The organism is Ensifer sp. GW823-FHT05D09 (assembly GCF_058795755.1).
The window spans coordinates 85,016-101,427 of the sequence record NZ_JBXAIA010000014.1; the positions used below are offsets into that span (position 1 = coordinate 85,016).

A 16,412-nucleotide genomic window follows, 5' to 3' on the forward strand; every position below is an offset into this window, starting at 1 on the left:
GAATAAAGACTGAGAATTATGGGTGGCATGTCTCTCGGCGCCGCCCGACCTCGAAAGGAAACGGCATGGATGCACCTGTTTACGCGCGACCGGCAATCAGCCTGATCGCCAAGGGCCTGGGTCCGCACAAATCAGACCTCTATATCGGCGGCAGCGATGGCGCACGCGATCTTGATCTGCTCAAGCGGCACGGCATCTCTGTGGTCGTCAACTGCGCGATTAATCTCGATATCAATTGGGTGCGTGAGGCCGACGTTGACGGTGGCGGCGATCTGCGGCCCAGCGGCTATGCCGACATTCGCTACTACAAGCTTGGCCTGATCGACGGAGAAGGCAGCCCTGATACCATGATGCTCGGCGCCTACTACATCCTGGATGGCGCCTTGCGTCAGGCGATGCCGAAGCGTGAAACCTATCCCTTTGCGGATGGCGGCAATGTGCTGGTCAATTGCCGCGGCGGACGCAGTCGGTCGGTCTCGCTCGTGGCGCTGTTCCTGCACAAGCAGCAGCCGGAACTGTTCCCGACGCTCGACGCCGCCGTCGCCCATATCCGCGAACATCGCGAATTGCGTCCCGACGAATGGTTCGAGACCCCCAAGCCGATGCTCTACAACGCGGCACGCCGTGCGTCTGAATGGATCGACATGATCGCCGGCAAGACATCCGGGCAGGACTGATGTTGAAACGCAGCCAGCCGAGCATCGCCGTTATCGCCGACGCGCATTTCCACGACCTTGAAGGCGACTTCGATTTCCCCGGCATAACCGTCGACGGCCAGCGGATGATGGTTCGCAGCTGGGCGGAAACGCGGCAGTCGACCCGTGTTTTCAACGAGAGCGCCAGGGCGCTTTCGGTGGCGCTGGACGCGGTGCGCGAGCGTGGCATCCGACATGTCGTGCTGCTCGGGGACTACACCGACGACGGCCAGCGGCAGACGACTGCGAGCCTGCGCCGCATCCTCGATCGGCATGCGAGCGAGCATGGCACCGTCTTCTATGCCCTTCCGGGCAACCACGACATTTTCGGCCCGGCGGGGCGCAACCACACCAAGGAGTTCCTGGATCAGGCCGGCCGCGGCGTCTGGGTGACGAGTGATCTGGCATCGACGGCCGAGGGCGCGGTCGTGACTCAGCGCATGTATTGCGAGGGCTACCCGTCCGGGCTCGGTCCGATGGCTGCCTACGGCTATTTTCGCAAGCCGGACTACCTGCATTGGGAAACGCCGTTCGGGCTTTCCGACGATGCCGAAAGCCGCCGTTACGAGGTGGCTTCGCCGGATGGAAGCAACCGCCATGCGTTGATGGACGCCTCCTATCTGGTCGAGCCGGAGCCGGGCATCTGGTTGTTGATGATTGACGCCAATGTGTTCGAGCCACGGGATGGCACGTTTGAAGGCGGCCAGGAGGCCGCTTTCGTCGACAGCACCGCTGCCGGCTGGAACGCCATGCTGCGCCTGAAACCCTTCATCGTCTCGTGGATAGCCGATGTCTGTGCGCGGGCAGAGGTGCTGGGCAAGACCGTGCTCGCCTTTTCGCACTATCCGGCGCTCGATCCGTTCGATGGCGCGACCGGGGCCGAGCGGGTTCTTTTCGGGGAAACCAATGTCGCCCGGCGCACGCCGCGCGAGGCTGTCGCCGATGCCCTGCTTGGCGCCGGGCTCGCCGTACATTTCAGCGGTCATCTTCATGTCGAGGGCGTAACGCGGCGCGGGCCTGCCGAGCGTCAGATCACCAATGTGGCGGTGCCTTCGCTGGTCGCCTATCCGCCGGCCTTCAAGATCATTCAGCCGGTGAACGACGGCATCGTTGTTGATACCGTCGAGCTGCAGGCAGCGGCTCTGGATCCGCGTCTGGCGCCGGCCTATCGCCGCGAGACGGAGCAGCTCGCGGAAGCGGACGACCTCGCTTTCGGCGCTGAGGATTATGGTGCCTTCCTGCGGGCTCATAAGGTGGCATTGGTTCACCACCGCTATTTCCCCAAGGAGTGGCCGCAGGATGTGGTGAACCGCGTCTCGAAAGCCACGCTTGCAGGTATCTGCGCGGAGCTTGTCGATGCCAACGCGGCGGTCCATGCTTTGCACACGCTTGCAAAAACATGCGGAATGTCGAGCGAACAAGTCGCGGCCTGCCGCATGATTGATGTCATCGCCGACTGGTACTGCCTGCGCCAGGCGGCTCACCTGGCGCTGCCTGCGATACCGCAGGCGCAGCTGCGACTTTACCGCGCCCTTTCCATAAACTTCGGCCGCGCGCCGGAAACAGGGTGGGACGGTTCTGTCGCCGGCTTCCTGTCGATCTTCCTGGGTGCGTTTGCTGCCTTTCTCGACCGGGCGGAAAACGGTGCGCGGCAGATCGAGATCACCTTTCAGCGAGACGCGAAGGAGGTTGTTTGCCCATGAACGAGCAGTCGCTTGAATTGCCCGGCTGGAGGCTGAAGCCGCCGGCAAGCGTCCCGGAGTTGAAGGAGGCATTTCGCCTTGGCGCCCGCCGGCTCAAGGGCGGGCGGCTCGAAGTCGCCAAGTTTGCCCTGTCCCATCCCTATGACATCGCCTTTGCCAGCGCACGGGAAGTGGCTGAGCGGGCCGGCGTCTCGACCACGACGGTCATGCGGCTGATCAGCGATCTGGGCTTCGAGAAGTATGCCGCGTTTCAGCAGTTGTTCCGCGAGGAGTTGCGGCGCGGCAGGCAGTGAAACGACGCCCGGCGCGGCGACGGGCAGAAAAGATCGTTCGACTGGAGTGCGTTCATGGAATCGACCATCGTCAGCATCAATCTCTTCGGCGCCGTGGCGTTGCTGCTGTTCGGGCTGTCTGAGGTCAAGAATGGCGTGCAGCGCGCCTTCGGCGCCAGGCTGAAGTCCGGACTGGCCGCCGGGACGCGCGACGGCGTGCGCTCCTTTCTCTCCGGTCTTTTCGCAACGGTCGCGCTGCAGAGTTCGACCGCGACGGCGCTGATGATCGCGTCTTTCGCCGAACGCAATCTCGTGGCGCCGCGTATGGCGCAGATCGTGCTTCTGGGCGCCAATGTCGGCACTGCGATGACGGCGTGGATCGTGTCGCTCGGGATCGGCTGGCTCTCGCCACTTCTCATTCTGGTCGGCGTTATCCTGTCGCGCGGAACCTCGAATGCGCGAAAGGGTGGTGGTGCTGCCCTGGTCGGCATTGGGCTGATGCTGTTGTCGCTGCATCTGATCGGTCTTGCAACGGAACCATTGCGCGCATCTGCGGCGCTTTCGGCCTTCCTCGCGATGCTCGACAATGCCTGGCCTGTCGCGCTCGTCTTCTCGGCCATGCTGGCGGTCTTGGCATCCTCGAGCCTTGCCGTCGTCGTCCTCATCCTGTCGCTTGCGGCAACGGGCGGCATTTCCACGGGGCTCATTATCGTCCTGGTACTTGGTGCCAATCTCGGCGGCGCCGTGCCGCCGGTTCTGGCGACGTTGCGCTCACCGATCAGCGCCCGGCGCGTGACGATCGGCAATCTCATCGTGCGCGCCATCGGCTGCCTCGTCGCCTTGCCGCTTGCCGGCTACTCCGCGCAATTTCTCGACATCCTGCCGCTGTCGCATGACAAGCTGCCCGTCGATGCCCACCTCATCTTCAATCTGGCGCTAGCGATGCTGGCCTGGCCGCTGTCGCGACCGCTCGCAGCACTGACAGCGCGGTTGTTGCCGGACGCGGCGCGGATGTCGGACGTGCCGAGCTATCTCGACGAGGAAAAGCTCTCGACGCCGGTCGCAGCCCTTGCCGGCGCCAGCCGCGAGGTCCTGGCCGTCGGCGATCTGATCGAGAGCATGCTGGTCCAGGCCAGCGACGCGCTCCAACATGCGGACCCCTCGAAACTGGCCGGCATCAGCACGCTCGAGGGCCGGGTGGACCGGCTGCAGCATCAGATCAAGGTCTATGTCTCGCGCCTCGGCCAGGCGGAGATCGGAGAAGACAACCGGCGGCGGGCAATGGATGTCGTCGACTACGCCATCAATCTCGAGCATATCGGCGACATCATCGAAAAGGGTCTGCTGGCCGAACTGGCAAAGAAGATTTCGCGCGGCTTGGCGTTTTCGCGGGATGGTCATGAGGAACTGACGCGGCTCTTTGCGATTACGCTCGACAATCTGCGCATGGCACAGACGGTGTTTGCAACGCGCGATGCAGGTCTGGCGCGGCGGCTGGTGGAAGTGAAGGAAGATGTGCGCCGGCTCGAGCGGCAATCGGCCGATCGGCACCTGCAGCGCCTGCGCGACGGCCGGGCGGAAAGCATCGAGACCAGTTCGCTGCACCTCGACATGTTGCGCGACCTCAAGCGCATCAACGCCCACATCGCATCGGTTGCGCACCCAATCCTCGACGACAGCGGCCTGCTGATTGAAAGCCGCATCCGCCGGGCCGGATAGGTTCGTCCCGAGCGTTCCGACTTCAGCGGAAGCGCGGAAATGCTTTATCGTCTTTTACGCATGTGCAGACGGAAAACCGCTTTGCACTTTTCCTGGAAATGCTTCTAGCGCACCGTCTTGCGCTCGATCATCGAGACGGGCACCACCTGTAGCCGGGTCGCGGGTTCGTCCGTTTCAAGCGCCGTCAGCACATTGTCGGTCAAGGTCGACAGGGACTGGACAATTGTCGTCAGCTCATAACTCTTCCAGCCTGCTTGCGGAATATCGTCGAAGCCGATGACCGAGACATCCTCGGGCACGCGTCGATGCATATCGATCCGGGCGGCATCTAGGAAGCCGAGCGCCAGGAGGTCGGTAACGCAGAATGCCCCGTCGATCTTCTTGTCGCGCAAGATTTCGCAACCGGCCTGATAGCCGCTTTCGTAGCCGGTCGGACCGTCCGACCAGGCGACCACTTCGACGCCGGCCGTCTGCATCCTTTGTGTAAATGCCGTTGCCCGGCGGACCTGGGCGGGCGTCTGGCTGGCGCTGGAGACGACCGCAACCTTCTGGCATTTGGCGGCAATCAGCCGAAGCGCGGCAAGATCCGCGCCGTGCGAATCGTCGCTCAGCACCATGTTGGTGTCGGTTCGGTCAAGCCGCTGATTGACCAGGATCAGCCGCACACCATTGGCGATGCACTCGTCGACGATCGAGGACGGAGGCTCGCCGGACAGCACGACGATCGCCTGGGCACGGAATTCGAACAGCAGTTCGATCAGCGGTGCGATATCCTTGCGGGCATCGGCGGCATTCAAAAGCAGGCACTGAAGTCCGCGCCGGAGCAGGCCGATGCTCAAGAGATCGAGTTGCTTGGAAATGAAGGGCGCGCTGAGATTGGTGCCGACGACGCCGATCAGGTTGGAGCGGTCGTTGTTCAATCCTTGAGCCAGCCGGTTGACTCGATAGCCGAGCTCGCGCGCAGCCTTCAGCACCTTGCGCCGGACAGCCTGGGAAACGCTGGCACCGGGTGTAAAGGTTCGCGAGACCGCCGAGCGCGATACGCCCGCACGCTTTGCGACTTCCTCTGCCGTAACGAACCCTCGTGCCATGGTTTTCCTCAAGAATCAGTTCGGGGTCATCTGGGCCACAAAAGCCGTTTCATTCCAACGAAAAAGTGTCGTTGGCCTTGGTTGGTGCTGGCTGCCGAACGCCTCGCGCGCGCTGCAAACCCGGCTGTTTGCCTCGACGTTCCGCATGCCGCTGGTGCCGTCTCGCCTGATGGTCGCGGCGCAGTGATCACGTGTTCGAAGAAAGTCGTGCAATGGCAAAAATATAATCAATAAAAACAATGGTATAGATCATTGCTCACGTGTGCATTTTTTTGTTGACAAGCGAAGCCTCTCAATGGATCATGCATTCCATAGGCGGCTCCGAAATGGAATTTTCGTTCCGCCTATGTTCGTGGTGTTGGCGACAGCTTCTGAGGAGTGGCTGGAGGCCATAGGACCCGATCCGGACAGGATCGTTTGAACGGGGTCGGTCGCGAACAGGGAGGATTGGATCGATGACGACGCATCGCGTTTTCGCGGCAGATTGCCTAGCCCGACATGGGGCGGGGGTGGGTGCCCGTGCGACTTTGCCTGATCTCCCCGTTCGCATGTTGGCTCGGCCGCGAGGCGCCCGGCGCACAGCCGGATCGTGTTGCGAGGCGGGATCTCAAGGGGACAGAGCATGGCTTTTCTAAGTGATTCAGCGAAGGCGTCGCCGACAGCGGGCGGCGAGGCGTCCGCGCCTTCGGCCTGGCAGGTCTGGCGATACCGGTTGAAGGTCGCCTCGCGGGAGCCGACGACATTGATCGGCGTGCTGACGGCGCTGCTCTTCACCTATCTGATCGTCGTGCCGATCATCTCCATCGTGCTCGATGCGGTGCGAGTGCAATTCGGGCATGAGCGCCGGCTCGGCAAGGATTTCGGCGACCTGACGCTCTATTATCTCGACCGGACATTCACGTCCCCGGTCTCCGTCGATCTCTTCTGGCGACCTCTGTTTAACACGCTGTCGGTTGCCGTCGGCGCGATCCTGCTGTCGCTGTTGATCGGGACAATTCTTGCCTGGCTGATCAGCCGCACCGACATGTTCGGACGGCGCTGGTTCGCGACCGCGCTGATCGTGCCCTACATGCTTCCCGCCTGGACCTTCGCGCTCGCCTGGACGACCCTGTTCAAGAACCGCACGGTCGGTGGCCAGCCGGGCTGGTTCGAGGCGCTCGGATGGACGCCGCCGGACTGGGTTGCCTATGGCCGCTTCCCGATCACCATCATCCTTGCCCTGCATTACACCCCCTTCGTCATCCTGCTGTTCGGCTCGGCGCTGCGGCGCTTCGATTCCCAGCTCGAAGATTCTGCCCGCATCCTCGGTGCCAAGCGCTACCAGGTGGCAATGCAGATCATCCTGCCGCTGATGCGGCCGGCGCTGATGTCGTCGATGATCCTGATTTTTGCAAAGTGCCTGGGCGAGTTCGGCGTGCCCTATGTGCTCGGCTTGCCGGTCAAGTTCGAGGTGCTCTCCACCTCGCTCTTCCGCAGCATCGCCTCACGCCAGACAGGTGTCGCCGGTGTCGTTGCCGCCTCCATCATGCTGATCGGCATCATCACCCTGATGATCGATGCCCGACTGGTGCGCGAAGCGCGCCGCTTCGTCACCATCGGCTCCAAGGGCTCGATGAACCGGCAGAGCCGGCTCGGCAAACTGAGGCTGCCCGCAACGGGTTTTGCCGCAACAATCTTCATGCTGAGCGTCGGATTGCCGCTGCTCACCCTGTTCCTGTCGACGGTCATGAAGCTGCCGGCACAGTTCACGCTCGACAACTTCACGCTCGACTACTGGATTGGCCAGGACCTGCACACGGTGGCGCTGCAGACCGGCGTGCTGCTGAGCCCGGATCTCTGGGCGGCCGCCAAGAACACGCTGATGATCGTCGGCCTCGCCTCTATCGCGTCCGGCATCCTCGGCCTGCTTGTCGGTTATGTCGTCATCCGCACCCCGGTTCGCGCGCTGTCGGTCTATCTGCGCCAGGTGACATTCCTGCCCTATCTGGTGCCCGGCATTGCCTTTGCTGCCGCCTACCTATCGCTCTTTGCGGTTCCAAGAGGCCCGATGCCGGCGCTTTATGGCACGGTCACCATCCTGGTGCTGGCGCTGATGGCCGACCAGATGCCCTACGCCTCGCGGGCCGGGATCTCGGCGATGACCCAGCTTGGCAAGGACCCGGAAGAGGCAGCCCAGATCGCCGGCGCCGGCTGGTTCCGGCGGATGATGTCGATCGTCATCCCGATCCAGAAGGGCTCGCTCGTCACCGGTGTGCTGCTGCCGTTCATCTCCGGCATCAAGGGCCTCAGCCTGTTCGTCATCCTCGCCGTGCCCAGCACCGACGTCTTGACGACCTATTCGCTGCGGCTTGTCGATTACCACTACACCCAGGCGGCAAACGCGGTCGTGCTGATCATCGCGGCCATCGCCTATCTCGGAACTCTGGCAGCCCAGAAGCTGACCAAGACCAATCTTGCAGAAGGACTCGGAAGCTGATGCCCACTATCAATCTGCGCGGCGCCCAGAAGAATTATGGCGTCAACTCCGCCAATGCCGTCTCCAACCTCGATCTGGAAATCCGCGACGGAGAATTCATGTGCCTGCTCGGCCCATCGGGCTGCGGCAAGACGACGACCTTGCGCATGATCGCCGGTCTTGAAAACCTGTCGGGCGGCGAGATCCGCATTGGCGACCGGGTGGTTGATTCCATCTTCGAAGGCGTCTTCGTGCCGCCTGAGAAGCGGGAAATGGGCCTGGTCTTCCAGAGCTACGCTCTTTGGCCGCACCTGACCATCGAGCGCAACACCGACTTCGGCCTGCGGCTGCGCAAGCTGCCGAAGGCCGAGCGCGAGGCCCGGGTCGAAAAGGTCATGCAGGCGCTCGACATCGCCAAGTACCGCGACCGCTACCCGTCGCAGCTTTCGGGCGGCCAGCAGCAGCGTGTGGCCCTTGCCCGCATGCTTGCCGTCAATCCGGGCGTGCTGCTTCTCGACGAACCATTGTCGAACCTCGACGCGCGGCTGCGGCTCGAGATGCGCGCCGAACTGAAGCGCCTGCACAAGGAATTCAAGACGACGATCGTCTTCGTCACCCACGACCAGTGGGAGGCGATGACGCTGGCGACGACGATCGCCGTCATGAACGAAGGCACGCTGCAGCAGATGGGCACGCCGAACGACATCTATGATCGCCCCGCCAACCGCTTCGTTGCCGAATTCGTCGGCAGCCCGCCGATCAACATCCTGTCCTTCGACAAGAAGGGCACGTCGGATGTTGCCAAAGAGGTCGAGGCTTACCTCTCCGCCCGCTACCCCAGCCTGCGCGGCATCGGCTCCGTCGGTATTCGCCCGGAAGCGCTGAGCTACGCGACAAGGAAGGAAGACGTTCCGCAGGGCAGCTTCAGCGGCAAGATGGTCGTGACCGGCATCCTGCCGACCGGCGGCAGCTGGATCCTGGAGCTGAAGAGCGACAGCCACACGCTGTTCCTGACGACGCATGCGCTGCCGCGGCTCGAACTCGGGGAAAAGGTCCGCTTCTTCGCGCCACCGGAGGCGCTGCACGTCTTCGACAAGGACGGCCAGCGCATTGCCGAGGCAGACAAGCTGCTGCGCAGCGCGAAGCTCAACTGACGACATTAATGATCGCATCAACCGAAAGACGAACACCGCTTACTGAGGAGGAGCAGTCGATGCATTTTCGGAAGAATGGAAAAACAGACAATACCAGGCGCTGCCTGTTGTGGACGACGGCCTTTGCCGGCCTCATGGCCGGGCAGGCGATGGCTGAGGAGGCCTTCGATCTGAATGCCCTGATCGAAGCGGCCAAGAAGGAAGCGCCGATCACCGTCTATGACAGCACCGGCAAGATCGTCGAAATGGCCAAGGCCTTTTCGGCCAAGTACGGCGTCGCAGCCGAAGGCTCCAAGGTCAAGGCGACGGCGCAGCTGGAAATGATCATCCGCGAGGCGCGCGCCAACAACATCCAGGGCGACGTGTCGATCATCAGCGATGCGCCGGCAGCGATGGCGCAGCTGATCCCGCAGGGCTTTGCCGAGAGCTGGCTGCCGCCGGACATGGCCTCGAAGATCCCGCAGCAGTACCAGAGCCCGCTGACGGTCGTGACCAGCGCCAACGTCTGGGCCTACAACACCGAGCTTTACGACAAGTGCCCGGTCACCAACATCTGGCAGCTGACCGGCCCTGAGTGGAAGGGCAAGGTCGCCATGCAGGACCCGCTCGGCAAGGCGTCCTATGTCGACTGGTTCAACCAGATGGCAAAACATGGCGATGACAAGGTCGCAGCCGCCTACAAAGACCTCTACGGCAAGGAACTGGAACTCGACGACGGCAGCGCGACCGCAGCCTGGGTGAAGGCGCTTGCCGCCAATGCGCCGCTTCTGACGGATGCGGATGCCGCGGCTGCCGATGCCGTCGGTGCACCGGGCCAGTCGCAGCCGTTCATGGGGCTGATGAGCTCGGCGAAATTCCGCGACAATGCCGAGAAGGGCATGAAGCTCGGGCTCTGCACCGACCTGAAGCCCTGGCTCGGCTGGATGTATCCGGGCGTCGGCCTGATCACCAAGGGTACCAACAGCCCGAACGCGGCGAAACTCTTCATCCACTACGTCATGACCGAGGAAGGCATCGCGCCGCAGGCGGCCGACGGCAAGATGTCGACAAACACCGACGTCGCACTTCCGGCTGACGAGCCCTCGGGCATCGGCAAGGTTCTCGACCAGGTTCTGCCCTACCAGATGGACACGAGCCTCGACGACTGGGATGCGCGCGAAACCTGGCAGGATTTCTGGCGGGTTAACTACCAGAAGTGATGGCTCAGCCGGGAGAGTGACGACATGACAGAAATGAAACGCAGCGCGTTGCGCGACCGCCCATTAGCCTGGGCGGTCGCAGGTAGCCTTGCTGCCATGACACTGACCTGTGGGCCGGCGAAGGCTGAAGAAGCCTTCAACCTCGACGCCCTGATCGAGGCGGCAAAGAAGGAGCCGCCGATCACCGTCTATGCCGTCACCGGCAAGATCGTCGACACGGCCAAGGAGTTCTCGGAAAAATACGGCGTTGAGGCGACAGGCAAGAAGGTCAACGAAGCCACGCAGGTGGAGTTGATGATCCGCGAACACCAGGCCGGCAACATCCTCGGCGACGTCAGCGTGGCAACCGACGTGGCATCGGCAATCGGACAGTTGCTGCCGGAAGGCATTGCCACCAGCTGGACGCCTCCGGATCTCGCCAAGGATATTCCTGAAAAGCAACGCAATCCTCTTGTTGTTGTCTCGGACCCTCACGTCTTCACCTACAACACCGAGAAATACGACAAGTGCCCTGTGACCAACATCTGGCAGCTGACCGAGCCGCAATGGCGCGGAAAGCTGGCGATGCTCGATCTGTTCGACAAGCCGCTCTATGCCGACTGGTTCAATCAGATAGAGACGCACCGCGACGCCGATGTCGCCCGCGCCTACCAAAGCCTTTACGGCAAGAAGCTGGAGACGAACGGCGAAAGCGCGACGGCTGCCTGGGTCAAGGCCTTTGCCGAAAATGGCCCGCTGCTGGCGGATTCCACGACGGTCGCCAATGCCGCCGGCGCGCCGGGGCAGGCCGAGCCGTTCTTCGTCATCACCTCGACGGCGAAGTATCGCGACAACCTGACGAAGGGCCTGAAGCTCGGCATCTGCGCCGGTGTCGAGCCGTTTTCCGGATTCCTCTATCCGGGCTTCGGCCTGATCGCGGGCCAGACCAAGAGCCCCAATGCCGCCAAGCTATTTGTCCGTTACCTGATGACGGAAGAGGGCATCGCGCCTCAGACCGAAGACGGGAAGATTTCGGGCAACTCGACGATCGGCCTGCCGGCCGATGAACCCTCGGGCGTTGCGAAGTATCTCGATCAATTGATGGCCTTCGATGCCGCAACGGCCGGCGACGACCTCGACAAGCGCGAGGCCTGGCAGGACCTCTGGAGAATAAACCACCGAAAATGACGTGACGGGCGGTGCCGATCACCGAGCGCTGTTTCCTTGGGAGGGGAAGCGATGACAACGGAAAAGAACAGAGTGCGTGGCATGACGATGACGGCGGCGGCGTTGGCAGCCGGCCTGCTTTCGGCACAGGCCCATGCGGCTGACGGCCTCGATCTGGATGCGCTGATTGCCGCGGCAAAGACGGAAAAGCCGATCAACGTCTATGACAGCACCGGCAAGATCGTCGAAATGGCCGAGGGCTTTACCGCCAAGTACGGTGTCAAGGCGACCGGCGTCAAAGTGTCGGCCAACAGCCAGTTGGAAATGATCATCCGGGAGAGCCAGGCGGGCAATGTGCAGGGCGATGTCGCGCTGATCACCGATGCGCCGGCAGCACTCGCGCAGCTCCTGCCGCAGGAATTCGTCGAGAGCTACCTGCCGGCCGACATGGTCGCGAAAATCCCGGCGGAGTTCCAGAACCCGCTGGCGATTTCGACCAACGCCAACGTCTGGGCCTACAACACCGAAGCCTACGACAAATGCCCGGTGGCCAATATCTGGGAGCTGACGGAGCCGAAGTGGAAGGGCAAGGTTGCGCTCGTCGACCCCTTGACCAAGGGCACCTATACCGACTGGTTCAACCAGATGGAAAAGCACGCCGACGACAAGGTCGCCGGCGCCTACAAGACCTATTTCGGCAAGGACCTGGCAACCGAGGAGAAGAGTGCGTCGGCTGCCTGGATCAAGGCACTGGCGCAGAACGCCCCTCTGGTCACGGACGGTGACGACCCGGTGGCGGAAGCGGTCGGGGCGGCTGGACAGAAGGAGCCCTTCTTCGGCCTGCTCTCGTCGGCAAAATTCCGCGACAACGAAGGCAAGGGCTACAAGCTCGGTATCTGCAAGGATCTCAATCCCTGGGTCGGCTGGACCTACGTCAAGCTCGGCCTGATCGCGACGAAGACGCAGAGCCCGAATGCGGCAAAGCTCTTCATCCACTACATCCTGACGGAAGAAGGCATCGCACCGCAGATGAAGGACGGCAAGCTGCCGACCAACACAGACATCAAGATGCCGGCTGACGAGCCCTCGGGACTGATGACGGTCGCCGATCGCCTGTTCGGCTACAATTCTTCGACCGGTCTTGAGGACTTCGACCGGCGCGAGGAGTGGCAGGATTTCTGGCGTGTGAACTACAGCAAGTGAAACAATGCCGGCGCGCCATCGGGTGGCGCGCCGGCCTTTCTCGATAACGAATGGATCAGAACGACATGGAAAAGCGTCTCCCCGCAGCGACCTTGCCGACGGCAGGCCCCGAACAACGGCTGGAGCGGTCGAGGCGTCTTGTCGCGATTGCCCGCGGGGCCGCGGACGAAGTGCGCAATCCACTGCTGAAAGCCTTCCGCTCCGATATGGTGGTCGACTACAAGCGCGACCTGCATGATGTCGTCACCATTCATGACAAGCGCGCCGAAGCCACCATTCGCGATTTCATTTTTGCGCAGGAGCCGAATTCGGCCATGCTTGGCGAAGAGGGCGGACAAGTGGGCGACGGCGATATCCAGTGGTATGTCGACCCCATCGACGGCACCTCGAACTTCGCCAGCGGACTGGCGTTCTGGTGCGTGTCGATCGCCGCCGTCGAACAGGGGGAGGTCGTTGCCGGCGTCGTTTATGATCCGGTCGCCGACTTGATGTTTTCCGCCGATCTCGAGCACGCCTATCTCAATGGAGCGGTTATCTCCTCGCAAGCGGTCGATGACGAGAACCGGGCAACGCTGATTACCGGCTATCCCGTGTCGCGCGATTTCCGCCTCGATGGCCGTGAGGCCGCGCTCACCAATCTCGGGGAGTTCGTGGAGACATTTTCAACACTTCGGCGGCCGGGCAGTGCCGCCCTCAGCATCGCCCATGTGGCGGCGGGCTGGGCGGATGCGGCGACCGGCTTCGGGGTCAATTCCTGGGATGTGGCGGCGGCGACGTTGATCTTGAAGAATGCCGGCGGCCGTTACGAGCCGCTGACGCTCGGCAAGGTGCCGGCGGATGCGCCCGACTTCATGTGTCCCGGCTATATCGCCACAGGCGCCGGCGCAAATTATCCGACATTGCAGCGCGTCGCGCGGGCGATCTCGGACAAACGCATTGCCGCGGCGGCAAGCTGAAAAGGCACGAGGAGAAGATGTTGGACATTATCCGGGAGACCGAGACGAAGCCACAGGCGTCGGCCGAACTTGCCAAGCTCAGCCTCGTCTATGAACAGCACCCGCTTTATGGCGTCGATATCTATATTGCCGGCAAAGAAGGGACGAGCGACCTCGATCTCCTAAGGCAGAACGGCATCACCACCGTCGTCAACTGCGCCGTCAACCTCGATTTCAATTTCGTCCGCCAGGCGCAGTTGGTGTCGGACCATGAGGGCAGCGTCTACGGCCCGGGCGAGATCCGTTACTACAAGATCGGACTGATCGACGGCGGCGGCAATCCCGACACGCAGATGCTGGCAGCCCACTACATCCTGCGCGCCGCGCTGGAGCAGGTTCTGCCGGAAAAACCGTCCTATCCGCGCCGCGAGATGGGCAACATTCTGATCAACTGCCGCGGAGGGCGGTCGCGTTCGGTCATCGTCGTATCGCTGTTTCTGCACCTGACCCTGCCGGCCGAGTTCCCGACGCTGGATGCGGCGATCGCCTTCGTGCGCAACCGTCGCGGCCTGCCGGAGAACGAATGGTACAAGGCGCCGAAGGCAGTGCTGATCGAATCAGCCGAGCGCGCAGCAGGCTGGGCGAAGATGATCGACGCAAAGTAGGACCGCTGCCGCTTCGGCGTCGGGCTGCTCCCGATCTGAGCGTGGTGACGCAGATCTGCCGGCCAGTTTGGTCTGATGCCTGTTGGTGATTGCCTTTGAGCGCAGGAATCGGGTTGAATTCGCCGGCCGTCCGCACGATTTTCATTGGGTATGAAACGTGAGGACGGTGCGATGGCGCAGACTGTTCACAGCTACCTTATCTTCGAAACCGACGCCGGATTCTGCGGCATCGCCTGGAACGCCGTCGGCATCACCCGTTTCCAGCTGCCGACCAAAAAGACTGAAGAGACCGAACGGCTGCTGCTGCGCCGGCTCGTTGCCGGCGAGCCGGGTACGCCGACGCGCGACGTCGCCGACGCAGTTGCCGCGGTTCGACGCTACTTCAGCGGCGAAGAGGTCGATTTCACCGACATCAAGCTCGACCTCGAAGGCCAGGATCCGTTCTTCAAGCGGATCTATGCCGCCGCACGCAGGCTCGGTTGGGGGCAGACCACCACCTATGGCGCCCTGGCAAAGGAGCTTGGCGTCGGTCCCGAAGCTGCCCGCGACGTCGGCCAGGCGATGGCGAAGAACCCGGTGGCGCTGATCATTCCCTGCCACCGGGTGTTGGCCGCCGGCGGCAAGGTCGGCGGCTTTTCGGCTCCGGGCGGTTCGACATCGAAGATCCGCATGCTCGAACTCGAAGGCGTGCATCTCGGCCCGCCTGAGCCCGCGCAGCAATCGCTTTTCTGATCACGGTCGCCTGCGAGGGGAGAACACCGCGCCGATGGCATCGCCCAAACAACTGGTCGACGTCGCCGCGGTCAATGCAGGCCTTCTAAGCACGGCGCGATAAAGATGGGGGATGAGCCACACATGCGCTGAGGCGGCGGCATGTCTGTTTCAGAAACCCGATCAATCGCCTATACAGAGGATTGAAAAGCGACCTCGGGAGACATCAGGCATTGGCGCATGATTTTCAAGCAGACCTGGATGCCGTTGCCAGCATCTCGGTCGTCCCGACGATTCTCGACGTGATTCAGCAATCGACGGGGATGGGGTTTGTCGCTATTGCCCGGGTCACGCAGGAGCGTTGGGTCGCCTGCCAGACGCTTGATCTCATCGATTTCGGGCTCGGTACCGGCGGCGAATTGCAGGTCGAGACCACCATCTGTCACGAAATCCGCCAGAGTGGCGAGCTTGTGGTCATCGACGACGTCGATGCCAGCGAAGCCTATGCGAACCACCACACGCCGCTGCAATATGGCTTCAAGAGCTACATCTCGGTGCCGATCTATCTGCGCGGCAATGTGTTCTTCGGCACGCTCTGCGCCATCGACCCAAACCCGGCCAAGCTCAGCGGCTCTGTGACGGTGGGCATGTTCCGGCTGTTCGCCGACCTGATCGCCCGGCATCTGGATGCTCGGGCCGATATCGCTGATGCAAAACTGAAGCTCGATCGCGAAATCGAGACCTCGGAACTCAGGGATCAATTCATTGCAATCCTTGGTCACGATCTGCGCAATCCGCTTGCATCGATCTCGGCCGGCACGCGCATCCTGGCACGTGAGGAGCATGCGCCGAAGTCCAGCGCTGTGATCTCGCTGATGCAGCAGAGTGTCGATCGAATGGCAAACCTCATCGACAATGTGATGGATTTCGCCCGCGGCAGGCTTGGCGGCGGCATAGGGCTCAACCGATCCAGTCGGCCGCTCACCCCCGTGCTCATGCAGATCGTGGCCGAGCACCGGAGCATCTATCCGGACAGGCAGATCGAAGCCGATCTTGCGCTTGATGAACCGATCACGCTGGATCACCAGCGCATTGGTCAGCTCTTTTCCAATCTGCTCGGCAACGCCTTGACGCATGGCGCCGCGGACAAACCGATCCGCATCGGTGCCGCGCGACGCGGCGGCACGCTCGAGCTTTGGATCGCCAATACGGGGGAACCGATAGCAGAGGCAGATCTGCCTCGGCTCTTCCAGCCGTTCAAGCGGCGCGAAGGAAAGGGCAAGTTGCAAGGCCTCGGCCTGGGGCTCTACATCGCAGCCGAGATTGCTCAAGCTCATGGCGGCGGGATCAGCGTTTCCTCAACGTCGGAAGAAACCAAGTTTACACTGAACGTGCCAGTGTGTTGAGCGGGTTGCCACGTCTCTTGACGTGAGCCGCTGACGTTCAGCACTGCCTCGGCCAACA

Annotated in this window: 14 protein-coding genes; 13 read left to right on the plus strand and 1 reads right to left on the minus strand. The window is 62.4% G+C overall.

What is annotated here, in order from left to right; all coding sequences use genetic code 11:
* Positions 1-65: 65 nt before the first annotated feature.
* The 4 genes from AC1Q80_RS28505 to AC1Q80_RS28520 are packed head-to-tail and all read left to right on the plus strand — an operon-like array spanning position 66 to position 4,389.
* A complete protein-coding gene (locus AC1Q80_RS28505) occupies positions 66-677 on the plus strand; it encodes a dual specificity protein phosphatase family protein (protein WP_173421100.1) in 612 nt (203 codons plus the stop codon).
* Entirely contained in the window at positions 677-2,398 is a 1,722-nt protein-coding gene (locus AC1Q80_RS28510) for a metallophosphoesterase family protein (protein ID WP_492362625.1), read from the plus strand. The genes AC1Q80_RS28505 and AC1Q80_RS28510 overlap by 1 nt, the downstream gene beginning before the upstream one ends.
* The gene (locus AC1Q80_RS28515) at positions 2,395-2,691 is read left to right on the plus strand and encodes a MurR/RpiR family transcriptional regulator (RefSeq protein ID WP_173421098.1); all 297 of its coding nucleotides are present in this window, start codon (positions 2,395-2,397) and stop codon (positions 2,689-2,691) included. The genes AC1Q80_RS28510 and AC1Q80_RS28515 overlap by 4 nt, the downstream gene beginning before the upstream one ends.
* Positions 2,692-2,745: 54 nt before the next feature.
* Positions 2,746-4,389: a Na/Pi cotransporter family protein gene (locus AC1Q80_RS28520; RefSeq protein WP_492362626.1), complete on the plus strand. Its 1,644-nt coding sequence runs from the start codon at positions 2,746-2,748 to the stop codon at positions 4,387-4,389.
* A 104-nt stretch (positions 4,390-4,493) separates the two neighbouring features.
* Here AC1Q80_RS28520 and AC1Q80_RS28525 read toward each other — a convergent pair whose 3' ends face one another.
* Positions 4,494-5,480 (minus strand): LacI family DNA-binding transcriptional regulator, encoded by a 987-nt coding sequence (locus AC1Q80_RS28525; RefSeq protein ID WP_492362627.1) that lies wholly within the window; start codon positions 5,478-5,480, stop codon positions 4,494-4,496.
* Between the two features lie 622 nt (positions 5,481-6,102).
* Between AC1Q80_RS28525 and AC1Q80_RS28530 the strand changes: the two genes are divergently transcribed.
* From AC1Q80_RS28530 to AC1Q80_RS28570, 9 genes are all read left to right on the plus strand, one after another.
* Positions 6,103-7,956 (plus strand): ABC transporter permease, encoded by a 1,854-nt coding sequence (locus tag AC1Q80_RS28530; RefSeq protein ID WP_173421094.1) that lies wholly within the window; start codon positions 6,103-6,105, stop codon positions 7,954-7,956.
* Positions 7,956-9,089 carry an ABC transporter ATP-binding protein gene (locus AC1Q80_RS28535; protein WP_492362628.1) on the plus strand — a complete coding sequence of 378 codons (1,134 nt, stop codon included), beginning with the start codon at positions 7,956-7,958 and terminating at the stop codon, positions 9,087-9,089. The genes AC1Q80_RS28530 and AC1Q80_RS28535 overlap by 1 nt, the downstream gene beginning before the upstream one ends.
* Positions 9,090-9,223: 134 nt before the next feature.
* Positions 9,224-10,288 (plus strand): ABC transporter substrate-binding protein, encoded by a 1,065-nt coding sequence (locus AC1Q80_RS28540; RefSeq protein WP_209793088.1) that lies wholly within the window; start codon positions 9,224-9,226, stop codon positions 10,286-10,288.
* A 33-nt stretch (positions 10,289-10,321) separates the two neighbouring features.
* Positions 10,322-11,455, plus strand: a complete 1,134-nt coding sequence (locus AC1Q80_RS28545; protein WP_492362648.1) for an ABC transporter substrate-binding protein — start codon at positions 10,322-10,324, stop codon at positions 11,453-11,455.
* Between the two features lie 87 nt (positions 11,456-11,542).
* Entirely contained in the window at positions 11,543-12,637 is a 1,095-nt protein-coding gene (locus tag AC1Q80_RS28550) for an ABC transporter substrate-binding protein (protein ID WP_492362649.1), read from the plus strand.
* A gap of 65 nt (positions 12,638-12,702) precedes the next feature.
* A complete protein-coding gene (locus tag AC1Q80_RS28555; RefSeq protein ID WP_492362629.1) occupies positions 12,703-13,593 on the plus strand; it encodes an inositol monophosphatase family protein in 891 nt (296 codons plus the stop codon).
* A gap of 17 nt (positions 13,594-13,610) precedes the next feature.
* Positions 13,611-14,237 carry a dual specificity protein phosphatase family protein gene (locus AC1Q80_RS28560; protein ID WP_492362630.1) on the plus strand — a complete coding sequence of 209 codons (627 nt, stop codon included), beginning with the start codon at positions 13,611-13,613 and terminating at the stop codon, positions 14,235-14,237.
* A 171-nt stretch (positions 14,238-14,408) separates the two neighbouring features.
* Positions 14,409-14,969, plus strand: a complete 561-nt coding sequence (locus AC1Q80_RS28565) for a methylated-DNA--[protein]-cysteine S-methyltransferase (protein WP_492362631.1) — start codon at positions 14,409-14,411, stop codon at positions 14,967-14,969.
* Positions 14,970-15,181: 212 nt separating this feature from the next.
* Positions 15,182-16,354, plus strand: coding sequence for a GAF domain-containing sensor histidine kinase (locus tag AC1Q80_RS28570; protein ID WP_492362632.1), 1,173 nt, complete (start codon positions 15,182-15,184; stop codon positions 16,352-16,354).
* Positions 16,355-16,412: the final 58 nt, after the last annotated feature.

What these genes read in the sequence shown, in the direction of transcription:
- AC1Q80_RS28510 (WP_492362625.1), top strand. Translation starts at nt 677, where the DNA reads ATGTTGAAACGCAGCCAGCCGAGCATCGCCGTTATCGCCGACGCGCAT.
- AC1Q80_RS28520 (WP_492362626.1), top strand. Translation starts at nt 2,746, where the DNA reads ATGGAATCGACCATCGTCAGCATCAATCTCTTCGGCGCCGTGGCGTTG.
- AC1Q80_RS28515 (WP_173421098.1), top strand. Translation starts at nt 2,395, where the DNA reads ATGAACGAGCAGTCGCTTGAATTGCCCGGCTGGAGGCTGAAGCCGCCG.
- AC1Q80_RS28545 (WP_492362648.1), top strand. Translation starts at nt 10,322, where the DNA reads ATGAAACGCAGCGCGTTGCGCGACCGCCCATTAGCCTGGGCGGTCGCA.
- AC1Q80_RS28540 (WP_209793088.1), top strand. Translation starts at nt 9,224, where the DNA reads ATGGCCGGGCAGGCGATGGCTGAGGAGGCCTTCGATCTGAATGCCCTG.
- AC1Q80_RS28555 (WP_492362629.1), top strand. Translation starts at nt 12,703, where the DNA reads ATGGAAAAGCGTCTCCCCGCAGCGACCTTGCCGACGGCAGGCCCCGAA.
- AC1Q80_RS28535 (WP_492362628.1), top strand. Translation starts at nt 7,956, where the DNA reads ATGCCCACTATCAATCTGCGCGGCGCCCAGAAGAATTATGGCGTCAAC.
- AC1Q80_RS28505 (WP_173421100.1), top strand. Translation starts at nt 66, where the DNA reads ATGGATGCACCTGTTTACGCGCGACCGGCAATCAGCCTGATCGCCAAG.
- AC1Q80_RS28525 (WP_492362627.1), bottom strand. Translation starts at nt 5,480, where the DNA reads ATGGCACGAGGGTTCGTTACGGCAGAGGAAGTCGCAAAGCGTGCGGGC.
- AC1Q80_RS28565 (WP_492362631.1), top strand. Translation starts at nt 14,409, where the DNA reads ATGGCGCAGACTGTTCACAGCTACCTTATCTTCGAAACCGACGCCGGA.
- AC1Q80_RS28560 (WP_492362630.1), top strand. Translation starts at nt 13,611, where the DNA reads ATGTTGGACATTATCCGGGAGACCGAGACGAAGCCACAGGCGTCGGCC.
- AC1Q80_RS28530 (WP_173421094.1), top strand. Translation starts at nt 6,103, where the DNA reads ATGGCTTTTCTAAGTGATTCAGCGAAGGCGTCGCCGACAGCGGGCGGC.
- AC1Q80_RS28550 (WP_492362649.1), top strand. Translation starts at nt 11,543, where the DNA reads ATGACGGCGGCGGCGTTGGCAGCCGGCCTGCTTTCGGCACAGGCCCAT.